This window comes from Streptomyces sp. NPDC001868 (genome assembly GCF_040297125.1).
In the GTDB taxonomy this organism is placed as follows: Bacteria; Actinomycetota; Actinomycetes; order Streptomycetales; family Streptomycetaceae; genus Streptomyces.
Genome location: NZ_JBEOYO010000100.1, coordinates 1 through 14055, shown reverse-complemented (window position 1 = coordinate 14055; position 14055 = coordinate 1). Strand labels below are relative to the sequence as shown.

Annotated in this window: 2 protein-coding genes; both read left to right on the top strand. The window is 74.6% G+C overall.

What is annotated here, in order from left to right; translation table 11 throughout:
• Nucleotides 1–15: 15 nt before the first annotated feature.
• The gene (locus tag ABT147_RS46050) at nt 16–4308 is read left to right on the top strand and encodes an SDR family NAD(P)-dependent oxidoreductase (protein WP_351418281.1); all 4293 of its coding nucleotides are present in this window, start codon (nt 16–18) and stop codon (nt 4306–4308) included.
• 37 nt (nt 4309–4345) lie between these two features.
• Nucleotides 4346–14055, top strand: a 9710-nt coding sequence (locus ABT147_RS46045) for a type I polyketide synthase (RefSeq protein ID WP_351418278.1), incomplete at its 3' end; no start/stop codon positions are given.

Genomic DNA, 14055 nt, shown 5'->3' with positions numbered 1-14055 from the left:
CGGCGGGTCAAGCGGCTGGCGGTCAGCCACGCTTTCCACTCCGCTCTGATGGAACCGATGCTGGACGATTTCGCCGAGGCGCTGGCGGGCGTGACCTTCCACGAACCGTCCGTCCCCGTCGTGTCGAACGTGACCGGCGAAGTGGCGGGCGCGGAGTTGTCGACCCCCGGCTACTGGGTCCGGCACGTCCGCGCGACCGTGCGTTTCGCCGATGGTGTCCGTGCCCTGCGCGCGCAGGACGCCACCACCGTCCTGGAGGTCGGCCCCGACGGCTCCCTCGTCTCCCTGATCCAGGAGACCGCGCCGGAGGCTTCCGCGGTCGCCGCCCTGCGCAAGGGCCGGGGCGAGGTGGTGGCGTTGCTGTCCGCGTTGGCCGAGGCGCATGTGCACGGTGTGGCCGTGGACTGGCGGGCGGTGTTCGCCGGGACCGGGGCGCGTCGGGTGGATCTGCCGACGTATGCCTTCCGGCACCGCCGTTACTGGCCCGACAGCGCGGGCACGGTTCCGGCCGGGGCGCTCCAGGCCGCCGGGCTCGGGACGACCGACCATCCGCTGCTGCGCACCTGGCTCGTGCGGGCCGCCGAGGGCGGGGTGATCGCCACCGGGAGGATCACGCCCGCCACGCAGCCCTGGCTCGCGGATCACAAGGTGCTCGGCACCGTCCTGCTGCCCGGAACGGCCTTCGTGGACATGGCGTGCTGGGCCGGCCGGCGCCTCGGCTGCCCCGAACTCGCCGAGCTGACCCTCTCCACGCCGCTGGCCCTGTCCGCCGAGGAGGCGGCCGATCTGCAGCTCGTCATCGGCGCCCCGGACGAGGAGGGGAGGCGTACGGTCGCCGTCCACTCCCGTCCCGTCGCCCTCGGCGGGTCAGCCGACGACGAACTGCCCTGGATCCGGCACGCCGAGGGCACCCTGACCCCCGCCACGGCCGTCCAACCCGCCATGGCCGTCGATCCCGCCGCGGCCGTCGATCCCGCCCCCGCCGCCGTTTCCTGGCCCCCGGAGTCGGCCACACCGATCGCGCTCGACGGCTTCTACCCGGGCCTGATCGAGGCCGGGTTCGAGTACGGGCCCGCCTTCCAGGGGCTGCGTTCGGTGCTGCGGGGTGACGACGGCACGCTGTATGCCGAGGTCGAGCTGGACGAGGCCGACCGGGGCCCGGCCGGGCGTTTCGCCGTGCACCCCGCCCTGCTGGACGCCGCCCTGCACGCCCTCGGGGTGGACCTGCCTCCGGGTGCCCCCGCCCGGCTGCCGTTCGCGTGGAACGGCGTACGGGTCCACGCGACCGGCGCCGATGCCCTGCGGGTGCGCGTGACCCGGAGTGCGGAGGGGGCGGTGGCGCTGACGGCGGTGGACGTGGACGGCGCACCCGTCGTCACCGTCGAGGGGCTGGTCCTGCGGGAGGTTTCGGCCGACCGGCTGCCGGGTGCGGTCACCCCGGACCGCGACGCCCTCTTCCGGATCGAATGGACCGCCCTGCCCGTACCGAGGGACGTGACCCCCGTCGAGCCCGTCCTGCTGCCGGTGGCGGACGACGGGAGTGTCGACCTCGACCGGGTCGACGGCCTTCCCGACGCCGTGGTGGCCCACTGCCCGTCCGGCGATGTCGACGACGTGACCGCACACGTCCTGGGGCTGCTCCAGGAGTGGCTGGTCGACGAGCGGTTCACGGCTGTTCCACTCGTGGTCGTCACCCGGCGGGCCGCCGTCGTGGCGGCGTCGGGTCTGCCGGCCGTGGGTTCCCGGACCGGCGAGGCGGGGGACAACGCCCTCGCCCACGCTGCCGTGGCCGGCCTGGTGCGTGCCGCGCAGGCCGAACACCCGGGCCGCGTCGTGCTGGTGGACACGGACGGCGCACCGGGATCCGAGGTACTCGTCGGCGGGCTGCCGCTCGCGGACGTGCTGGCCTGCGGGGAGCCCGATCTGGCCGTCCGCGCCGGGCGTGTCCACGGCCGGCGGCTGGTGCGGGCGGAGGCGCACGCACCCCTTCGGGCGCCGGCCGGCGCATGGCGGCTGGACGCTGTCCGCCGTGGCTCGATCAGCGGCCTGGAACTGGTGCCGCACCCCGACGCGGAACGGGACCTGGCAGCGGGGAAGGTGCGTGTCGCCGTACGGGCCGCCGGGGTGAACTTCCGGGACACGATGATCGCCCTCGACATGTATCCCGGCGACGCCGAACTGGGCATCGAGGGCGCCGGAGTGGTGCTGGCGACCGGCCCCGGTGTGACGCGGTTCGCGCCCGGCGACCGGGTGGCGGGCATGCTCGACGCGGCCTTCGCGCCCGTCGCCGTCACCGACGAACGGCTGCTCGCTCCCGTGCCCGACGGCTGGACCTTCGCGCGGGCCGCCGCCGCGCCCGTGGCGTATCTGACCGCCTGGTACGGGCTGTGCGACCTCGGCGGGATCGGGCCGGGCAGCAGGGTCCTCGTCCACGCGGGAGCGGGCGGCGTGGGCTCCGCGGCCGTACGCCTGGCCCGCCACCTCGGCGCCGAGGTGTACGCCACGGCCTCCCGGCCCAAGTGGGACGCGCTACGTGCCGCCGGACTGGACGACGCGCACATCGCGGACTCCCGTGACACCGGCTTCCGTGAGCGGTTCCTCGCGCACACGGCGGGTGCCGGGATGGATGTCGTCCTGAACTGCCTCGCTGGGGAGTTCACCGACGCCTCCCTCGAACTGCTGCCGCGCGGCGGGGTGTTCGTCGAGATCGGCAAGACCGACCCACGCGACCCCGACCAAGTCGCCGCCGACCACGCCGGGGTCCGCTACCGCGCCTTCGACCTCGGCGACGCGGGCCCCGACCGCATCCGGGAGATGCTCACCGAACTGTCGGCGCTCTTCGCCGACGGCACCCTCGCCGCACCGCCCGTCACGACCTGGGACGTCCACCGCGCACCCGAGGCGTTCCGGGCGGTCGCCCAGGCCCGGATCGTGGGCAAGGCGGTCCTCACCGTCGCCGCCGGGGCCACGCCCGAGGGAACGTTCCTCGTCACCGGAGGCACCGGCACCCTGGGCGCGCGGACGGCCCGCCACCTGGCCGCCCGCCACGGCGTACGCCGCCTCGTACTGACCTCGCGCTCGGGCGACACGGCCCCCGGCGCGGACGGCCTCAAGGCCGAACTCGCCGCCGCCGGCGCCGAGGCGCACCTCGTCGCCTGCGATGTCGGCGACCGGACGGCCGTGGCCGCGCTCCTCCACCGCCTCGCCGCCGAAGGGCACCGCCTCACCGGCGTCGTGCACTGCGCCGGCACGGTCGACGACGGCGTCCTGACCTCCCTCACCCCCGACCGGGTCGACCGCGTCCTGCACGCCAAGGCCCACGGCGCCCGCCACCTCGACGAGCTGACCCGCGACCTGGACCTGACCTCCTTCGTCCTGTTCTCCTCCGCCTCCGCCACCTTCGGCACCGCAGGCCAGGCCAACTACTGCGCCGCCAACGCCTATCTCGACGCCCTCGCCGAGCGACGGGCCGCCCACGGGCTGCCCGCCGTCTCCATCGCCTGGGGACTGTGGGACGAGACCAGCGGCATGACCGCCGCACTCGGCGAACGCGACCGGGAACGGCTCCTGCGCACCGGCACCGACACCCTCCCCACCGAACGGGCCCTCGCCCTGTACGACACCGCCCTCACCGCCCCGGCCCCGGCCGTGACCGCCGCCCCGCTCGACCTGCCCCGGCTGCGCGCCGCCCACCGCGACCGGCCCGCCCCCGCCCTCCTGTCCGCGCTGCTCGGCCCGCCGCCCCGCCGCGCCGCCGTACGACGACCGGACACGCCCGGCGCCGACTTCGCGACCTCCCTCGCCGCACTGCCCGACGAGGACCGCCCAGCCCGCGTCCTCACCCTCGTGCTGGACCGCACCGCCCAGGTCCTCGGCCACGCACGGCCCGACGAGGTCGACCCCGACCAGGCCTTCAAGGACCAGGGCTTCGACTCCCTCACCGGCGTCGAACTCCGCAACCAGCTCAAGGCGGCCACCGGCCTGGACATCCCCGCGACCCTCGTCTTCGACCACCCCTCCCCGACGGCCCTCGCCGACCACCTGCTGCTGCGCCTGCTGCCCGCAGGGCCGAGCCCCCGGGAACGGCTGCGCAGCGACCTCGACCGGCTGGAGACCACCGCCGAGGCCCTCACCGCCGACGACCCGTCCCGCACCGAGGTGACCGACCGGCTCCGCCGGATCCTGCACCTCCTCGAAGCCCCCGCCGCCGCCCCGGACGGCCCCGCCGACGGCGACGAAACCCTCCGCGCGGCCACCGCCGACGAGGTGCTCGCCTTCATCGACAGCGAGTTCGGCGACCTCACCTGAACCCCCCACCCGTACGTACGGCCGAATCGGAGTATCCGTGGCGAACGACGACAAGGTTGTTGACTACCTCAAGCGGGTGACCGCCGACCTCCAGCGCACCCGAGGCAAACTCCGCGACCTGGAGGCGGGCCGACGGGAACCCGTGGCGATCGTCGCGATGGCCTGCCGCTTCCCCGGCGGGGCCGACACCCCCGAGAAACTGTGGGACCTGGTCCACGAGGGCCGGGACGCCGTCGGCGCCTTCCCCGCCGACCGGGGCTGGCGCACCGGCGGACTGGCCGACGCCGGGGCTCGCCTCGAAGGCGGATTCCTGTACGGCGCCGGGGACTTCGACGCCGACTTCTTCGGTGTCTCCCCGCGCGAGGCCCTGGCGATGGACCCGCAGCAGCGGCTCCTGCTGGAGACCTCCTGGGAGGCGGTCGAACGCTCCGGACTCGACCCGGCCGACCTCAAGGGCACCGACGGGGGCGTGTTCGTCGGCATGACCGACCAGAAGTACGGCCCCGAGGACGACGAGGCGCTCCGCGAGGTCCGGGGCCACGTCCTCACCGGCACCACCAGCAGCATCGCCTCCGGCCGGCTCGCCTACTTCTACGGCTTGGAGGGCCCGGCGCTCACCGTCGACACCGCCTGCTCCTCCTCCCTGGTGGCACTCCACCTGGCGATACGCGCCCTTCGCGCCGGCGAGTGCTCCTTCGCCCTGGTCGGCGGCGCCGCCGTGATGGCCAGGCCGGGGCTGTACGAGGAGTTCCTGCTGCAAGGGGGCCTCGCCGGGGACGGCCGCTGCAAGGCCTTCTCCGGGGCGGCGGACGGCACGGGCTGGGCCGAGGGCGTGGGCGTCCTGGTCCTGGAACGCCTCTCGGACGCCCGCCGCGCCGGGCACCGAGTGCTGGCGGTCGTCCGGGGCTCGGCGGTCAACCAGGACGGCGCCTCCAATGGCCTCACCGCACCCAACGGCCCCTCCCAGCAGCGCGTCATCCGGGCCGCCCTCGCCGACGCCGGCCTCAGCCCAGCCCAGGTCGACGCCGTCGAGGCCCACGGCACGGGCACCCGGCTCGGCGACCCCGTGGAGGCGCAGGCACTGCTCGCCACGTACGGGCAGGAGCGTGAACGCCCGCTGTATCTGGGGTCGTTGAAGTCCAACATCGGGCACGCGCAGGCCGCGGCCGGTGTCGGCGGCGTCATCAAGACGGTGCTGGCGCTGCGGCACGGGGTGCTGCCGCGCACCCTGCACGTGGATCGGCCCACGCCCGAGGTGGACTGGTCGGCGGGCGCGGTGGAACTGCTGACGGAGGCCCGCGAGTGGCCGGACACGGGGCGCCCGCGCCGGGCGGCCGTGTCGTCGTTCGGGATCAGCGGCACCAACGCCCATGTGGTTCTGGAGCAGGCGCCGGTCGTCGAGGTCCATGCCACCGGGACTCCCGCCGTCGAGACCCCCGTCGACGCGGCCTCCGCCGTCGAGGCCCCTGCCGTTGAGACTCCGGCCGACGCGACCCCTGCCGTCGAGAGCCCGGCCGACGGGGATCGTCCCGAGGCGCGGGCCGGGCACACCCCGGTGGCGCTGCTCCTCTCCGCCCGTACCCCCGATGCCCTGCGGGCGCAGGCCGCGCGGCTGCGTGACCACATCGGCCACGTGGACGACACCGGCCACGCCGACCACTCCGATCACCCCGACCGCACCGATGTCCCAGCGCCGCAGCACGTGGCCCGGAGCGTCGCCCGAGCCCTCGCCGCCCGCCGCCCCCGCTTCACACACCGGGCCGTCGTGGTCGGCACCGGCCGTACGGATCTGCCCGCCGCCCTCGACGCCCTCGCGCACGGCATCCCGGACGCGCGCGTGGTGCGCGGCACGGCTTCCGGGGCGGCCGGGCCGCTGGCCTTCCTCTTCACCGGTCAGGGCGCCCAGCGCGTCGGTATGGGCCGTGAACTGCACGCCACGCACCTGGTGTTCGCGGAGGCGTTCGACGCCGTGGCCGCCAGGATCGACCCCCGCCTTGACCGGCCGCTCGCCGAGGCGCTCGCCTCGGAGGAACTGCTCGGGCGGACCGCCTACACCCAGACCGCCCTGTTCGCCTTCGAGGTCGCCCTCTTCCGGCTCCTCGAACACTGGGGACTGACCCCCGACCGGCTGCTCGGCCACTCCATCGGCGAACTGGCCGCCGCGCACGCCGCCGGAGTGCTCTCCCTCGATGACGCGTGCGCGCTGGTCGCCGCCCGCGCCACCCTGATGCAGGACCTCCCCGAGGGCGGCGCCATGCTCGCCGTCGAGACCGCCGAGGACGACGTCCCCGCGCTCCTCGACGCGGCGGGAACCACGGGCCGACTGGCCGTGGCCGCCGTCAACGGCCCCCGCGCCACCGTGCTGTCGGGCCCCGCCGAGGCGATCGACGCCACGGCCGCCCTCTGCGCGGAACGCGGACTGCGGACCCGGCGCCTGAAGGTCAGCCACGCCTTCCACTCGCCGCTGATGGAACCCATGCTTGACCGTTTCCGGGAGGTCGCCGACGGGCTCACCTTCCACGCGCCGCGTATCCCGGTCGTCTCCAATGTCACCGGCCTCCTGGCCACCGAGGAGGAACTCCGCTCGCCCGACTACTGGGTGCGGCACGTCCGCGAGCCCGTCCGCTTCCACGACGGCGTCCGTCTGCTCGGCGACCTCGGTACGGCCGCCTGCCTGGAACTCGGCCCCGGCGGCGCGCTGAGCGTACTGGCCCGCGACTGCCTGCCCGACGGAAGCACCGCCTTCGTACCGTCCCTCCCACACGGCCACCACGAACCCACCGCCCTGCTGACCGCTCTCGGCGAACTGCACGTCCAGGGCGTCACCGTGGACTGGACGGCCGTCCTCGACGCCCACGACGGAACCCACGACGGTGCCCACGACGGAGCCCGCGACGGCACCCACGTCGGTGTCCACGACGACGCCCACGCGGATCTGCCGACCTACCCCTTCCAACGCACCCGCTACTGGCTGCCGGCCACCGCCGGGACCGGCGTCCCGCTGTTGGCCGCCCCACCGCCCGCCGTCCCGGCGGCCGGGCCCGCCGCGCCCGGCCGTGGCTTCGACGTGGACCTGGTCCGGGCCGTCGCCGCCGCCGTGCTCGGTCACCCCACCCTCGACGCCGTCGCACCGGACCGCTCCTTCAAGGACCTCGGCTTCGACTCGCTCTCCGCCGTACGGTTCCGCGACCGCCTCGCCGACGAGACCGGACTGCCGCTGCCCGCGACCCTGGTCTTCGACCATCCGACCCCGGAAGCGGTCCTCGCCCGGCTCAACGGCGAGCACACCGGCCACCGGGCCGCGCTCCGCACGCGCGGCGCCATGGACGAACCCCTCGCCGTCGTCGGCATGGCCTGCCGCTACCCCGGCGGTGTCACCACCCCCGAGGAGCTGTGGCACCTGGTCGCCGAGGGCCGCGACGCCGTCACGGCCTTCCCCCGGGACCGAGGCTGGGACCTGGCCGCCCTGCGCCGTACCGACGGCGGCACACCCACCACCGGCGGTTTCCTCCACGCCGCCGCCGACTTCGACGCCGACTTCTTCGGCATCTCGCCGCGCGAGGCCCTGGCCATGGACCCGCAGCAGCGTCTCCTCCTGGAGACCTCCTGGGAGGCGATCGAACGGACCGGCGTCGACCCGCTGTCCCTGCGCGGCAGCCGCACCGGAGTCTTCGCCGGCATCGCCGGATCCGACTACGCCGACGTGCTCGCGGCCACGCCCGAGACCGAGGGCCATGTGATGACGGGCACGGCCGGCAGCGTCGTGTCGGGCCGGGTGTCCTATGTCCTCGGGTTGGAGGGCCCGGCGGTCACCGTCGACACCGCCTGCTCCTCCTCCCTCGTCGCGCTGCACCTCGCGGGCCAGGCACTGCGGACGGGGGAGTGCGACCTCGCCCTCGCGGGCGGCGTCACCGTCATGAACACCATCGGAGGCTTCCTGGAGTTCGCCCGGCAGGGCGGCCTCGCCGGCGACGGCCGCTGCAAGGCGTTCGCGGAGTCGGCGGACGGCACGGGCTGGGCCGAGGGCGCGGGCGTCCTGGTCCTGGAACGCCTGTCTGACGCCCGACGCCATGGGCGCCGGGTGCTGGCGGTGGTGCGGGGTTCGGCGGTGAACCAGGACGGCGCGTCCAACGGCCTCACCGCCCCAAACGGTCCCTCCCAACAACGCGTGATCCGGGACGCGTTGGCGAACGCCGGGCTGTCCCCCTCGGAGGTGGACGCTGTGGAGGCGCACGGCACCGGTACACGGCTGGGGGACCCCATCGAGGCCCAGGCGGTCCTGGAGACGTACGGACAGGAAGAACGTGAACAGCCGCTCTGGCTGGGCTCGTTGAAGTCCAACATCGGCCACAGCATGGCGGCGGCCGGCGTCGGCGGCGTGATCAAGACGGTGATGGCGCTGCGCGAGGGCGTACTGCCGCGCACGCTGCACGTGGACGAGCCGACCCGGCAGGTCGACTGGTCCGCCGACACCGTACGGCTCCTGACGGAGAACCTGCCCTGGCCGGAGACGGGTCGGCCGCGCCGGGCGGGCGTGTCGTCGTTCGGGATGAGCGGCACCAACGCCCACGTCATCCTCGAACACGCCCCGGTCGAGCCCGTAGCTGCGGGACGGGAGGGCGGCGAAGGCGGCGCGGACGGCAAGGACCGTGCGGACGGTGAGGGGCGCGTCGGGTCGGACGGCGACACGCCCGCCGTCCGCCCCTGGCTCCTCTCCGCCCGCACCTCCGACGCCCTGCGCGCCCAGGCCGCCCGCCTCGCGGCCCACCTCGACCCATCCGACGGACACGATCGCCCCGATCATGTGGATGCCACTGCGGCCGCCATCGGCCGGGCACTGCTCGGCAGCCGCTCGCTCTTCGCCCACCGCGCGGTCGTCATCGGCACCGACCGCGCCGACCTGCTGACCGGCGTACGCGCCCTCGCCGACGGCACGGCCACCGCCCCCGAGGTCATCACCGGCACGGCGGGACCGACCGGCCGCGGCCCGGTGTTCGTGTTCCCGGGGCAGGGCTCGCAGTGGGCGGGCATGGCGGTGGAACTGCTGGAGTCCTCACCGGTGTTCGCGGCCCGGATGGCCGAGTGCGAGGAGGCCTTGTCGTCGTACGTCGACTGGTCGCTGACCGAAGTCCTGACCATTGGCGGCGAGTTGACCCAAGTCGACGTGGTGCAGCCGGTGTTGTGGGCGGTGATGGTGTCGCTTGCGGAGGTGTGGCGCTCGTACGGCGTGGAGCCAGCGGCCGTGGTCGGTCACTCCCAGGGCGAGATCGCCGCAGCCGTCGTAGCGGGAGCGCTGTCACTCGAAGACGGCGCCCGCGTCGTGGCACTCCGCTCGCAGGCGATCCTCGCCCTCTCCGGCCAGGGCGGCATGGCCTCTGTGCAGCTCGCCGCCGACCAGGTACGTGACTTGTCGGCGCTGACCGACGGTCGCGTGGAGGTGGCGGCGGTCAACGGCCCGTACTCCGTCGTGGTGGCCGGAAGCCCGGACGGCCTGGACGAGGTCATCGCCGAGGCGGAGGCGCGCGGAGCCCGGGCCCGGCGCATCGACGTGGACTACGCCTCGCACACCTCCCACGTCGAGCGGCTTCACGACGAACTCCTCACCCAGCTGGGCGACTTGACCACGACCGACGCCCACACCCCCTTCTTCTCCACCGTCACCGCCGACCGGCTCGACACGACCGGGCTGGACGCCGAGTACTGGTACCGCAACCTGCGGTCCACGGTCCGACTCGAACCGGCGGTGAGGGGCCTGGTCGAGGCCGGGCACCACGTCTTCGTCGAGATCAGCCCGCATCCGGTGCTCACGGCCCCCCTGGCGGAGACCGTCGAGACGACGGACGCCGAGCCGCTCGTCGTCGGCACGCTGCGCCGGGGCGACGGCGGGCTCGCGCGGATGTTCGCCTCGCTCGCCGAACTCGCCGTCGGCGGCGTACCCGTGGACTGGACGCCGGCCTACGCCGATCACGAGACCGCGTCACCCGGCGCTCCCGTCGAGCTGCCGACGTACGCCTTCCAGCGCCGTCGCCACTGGCCGCAGACGCTGCCGGGTACTCCCGTCGCCGACCCGGCGCACGAGGAGTTCTGGCAGGCCGTCGAGGAACAGGACGTCACCGCCCTCGCCGCCGCCCTGGACCTGCCCAACGACGAACCGGCGCTGCGCACCGTCCTGCCCGCGCTCTCCTCCTGGCGCCGCGACCGGCGCGAGCGCGGCACGGTCGACGCCTGGCGGTACGCCGTCGACTGGCGCCCGCTGGACCCGCCCGCCGCGCCCGACGTCCTCCCGGGCACCTGGCTGATCGCCCTGCCGGAGGCCCTGCTGGACGACCCCGCGCTCCTCGCGGCGGTCGACGCCGTACGGGAACGCGCCGAGCACGCCGTGGTGCTGACGGTGACGCCGGACGACGACGTCGACACCCTCGCCGCCCGCATCGGCGAGATCGCCCCGGCCGGAGCGGTGACCCTCACCGGCGCCGACACCACGCCCCACCCGGCGAGTCCCGTCGTACCGACCGGACTCGCCACCACGCTCACCCTCTTCCAGGCCCTCGTCGCGACGGGCACGACGGCCCCGCTGTGGTGCCTGACCCGGGGAGCCGTCGGCACCGCCGACGACGCCGGGCCCGCCGACCCGGCACAGGCCGCCGTATGGGCGCTGGGCAGGTCGGCGGCCGTCGAACTGCCGCAGTACTGGGGCGGGTTGATCGATCTGCCCGCCACCGTCGACCGGGCCGCCGCCGACCGCCTCCTCGCCGTGCTCGCCGGAACCGACGGCGAGGACCAGATCGCGGTCCGCGCCACCGGGACCTACGCCCGCAGGCTCGTCCACGCCACCGCCCCGGCCGACGGGCGTACGGGCTGGACCCCGCGCGGCACCGTGCTGATCACCGGCGGTACCGGTGCCCTCGGCGCGCACGTCGCCCGCTGGCTCGCCCGCGACGGCGCCGAGCACCTCGTCCTGCTCAGCAGGCGCGGGGCCGCCGCGCCCGGCGCCGACGGACTGCGGGCCGAACTGGAGGAGTCCGGCGTACGGGTCACCCTCCTCGCCTGCGACACCATGGACCGGGCAGCCCTGGCCACCGCCCTCGCCGAGGTCGAGCGCGACGGCGACCCGGTCCGGGCCGTCGTGCACGCCGCCGGTGTGGGCGTGCTCGGACCCGTCGCGGAGGCACCCTTCGACGACCTGGTCACCGTCCTCGGCGCCAAGGTCACGGGCATCGAGAACCTCGAAGCCGTCCTGGACCCCGCCCAGTTGGACGCCGTCGTGTACTTCTCCTCCATCACGGCCGTCTGGGGAGCCGGCGATCACGCCGTCTACGCGGCGGGCAACGCCGTGCTCGACGCGCGCGCCGAGCGGCGCACCGCCGACGGTGTCCCCACCCTGTCCGTCGCCTGGGGGCCCTGGTCGGGCGGCGGCATGGTCTCCGACGCCATCTACGACCAGCTCCGCGCCACCGGCCTGCCCGTCATCGACCCCGACACGGCGATCGCCGGCCTGCGCACCGTCCTCGCCGACGGCGACACCTCGGTGATCCTGGCCGACGTCGACTGGAAGCGGTTCGCGGAGGTCTTCACCGCCGGCCGGCCCAGTCATCTCCTGGACGACATCCCCGAGGCACGGCCCGCCGCCCCCGAGGAAGCGGCCACCGCCCCCGCATCCGACCTCGCCCGCCGCCTCGCCGCGCTCGACGGGGCCGCCCGCACCCGGGCCATGCGTGACCTGGTGCGCGCACAGGCCGCCGCCGTACTCGGCCACCCGGACCCCGAAGCCGTCGACCCCCAACGGGCCCTGAAGGAGCTGGGGTTCGACTCGCTCACCGCCGTCGACCTGCGCAACAGGCTCACCGCCGCCGCCGGCGTACGGCTGCCGAGCACCCTCGTCTTCGACCACCCCACCGTGACCGCCCTCGCGGTGTTCCTCGGGGAGAGGCTGTTCGGCGGCCAGGAGCGTCCGGCACCCGTGGTCGTCAGGGCCGCCGCCGACCGCGAGGACCCCGTCGCCGTCGTCGCCATGGGCTGCCGCTTCCCCGGTGGCATCGGCTCCCCCGAAGACCTGTGGCGGGCCCTCGGCGAGGAGGCGGACCTCACCGGCTCCTTCCCCACGGACCGGGGCTGGCCCCTGCACCGGCTCCACGACCCCGACGAGACCACCCCCGAGTCCAGCTACGTCGACCGGGGCGGCTTCCTCACCGACGCCACCCTCTTCGACCCGGCGTTCTTCAACATCTCCCCGCGCGAAGCGCCCGCCATGGACCCGCAGCAACGCCTGCTCCTGGAGACCGCCTGGGAGGCCCTGGAACGCGCCGCCATCGACCCGTCGACCCTGCGCGGCAGCCGTACGGGCGTCTACGTCGGCATCAGTGAACAGGGCCACACGGCACGGCTGTTGGACGCGGCCACCGATGTCGAGGGCTACTTCGCCACCGGTGCCGCCGCCAGTGTCGCCTCCGGCCGGATCGCGTACACGCTCGGTCTTGAGGGCCCGGCGGTCACCGTCGACACCGCCTGCTCCTCCTCCCTCGTCGCCCTGCACCTGGCCGTACAGGCACTGCGGGCGGGGGAGTGCGACCTCGCGCTCGCGGGCGGCGCCACCGTGATGTCCGAGCCCGCCTCCTTCGTCGGCTTCAGCCGCCAGCAAGCCCTCGCCCGCGACGGCCGCAGCAAGTCCTTCGCCGCCGCGGCCGACGGCTTCGCGCTCGCCGAGGGGGCGGGCGTACTGGTGGTCGAGCGCCTGTCTGACGCCCGACGCCATGGGCGCCGGGTGTTGGCGGTGGTGCGGGGTTCGGCGGTGAACCAGGACGGCGCGTCCAACGGCCTCACCGCCCCGAACGGTCCTTCCCAACAGCGCGTGATCCGGGATGCGTTGGCGAGTGCCGGCCTGTCGCCGTCGGACGTGGACGCGGTGGAGGCGCACGGCACAGGGACGCGACTCGGCGACCCCATCGAGGCGCACGCGCTGCTTGAGGCTTACGGGCAGGAACGCGAACGGCCGCTGTATCTGGGGTCGTTGAAGTCGAACATCGGTCATACGCAGGCCGCAGCGGGTGTCGGCGGTGTCATCAAGACGGTCATGGCACTGCGGCACGGCGTGCTGCCGCGCACTCTGCACGTGGACGAGCCGACACCCGAGGTCGACTGGTCGGCCGGTTCCGTGGAGTTGCTGACCGAGGCCCGGCAGTGGCCGGAGGCGGGGCGTCCGCGCCGGGCCGGGGTGTCGTCGTTCGGGATCAGCGGCACCAATGCCCACGTCATCCTCGAACAACCGGAAGCGATCGAACAGCCGGAAGCACCCGAACAGCCGGAAGCGCCCGATCAGCCGGAAGCACCCGAAGCGTCAGAAGCGCCCGAAGCGTCAGAAGCGGCCGATCCGTCGGCGCCTTCGGAGGAGCCGGGACCCGCCGTTCTCCCGTTCGTCGTGTCTGCCCGGGACGACACCGCCCTGCGCGCCCAGGCTGCCCGGTATGCCGTCTTCCTGGCCGACCACCCCGACATCCGGCTGCCCGACCTGGCCCTCTCCCTCGCCACCACCCGGGCCGTCCTGCCCAGCACCACCGTCCTGACCGCAGCCGACCACGCTCAACTCCACCAGGCCCTCAGCGGTTTGGCGGAGAACGGCCCCGCCACCACCGACGAACCGTCGGACGGCCGGCTCGCGGTGGTGTTCTCCGGTCAGGGGGCTCAACGGGTGGGTATGGGCCGTGACTTGTATGAGGCGTTTCCGGTGTTCGCGGCGGCGTTCGACGAGGT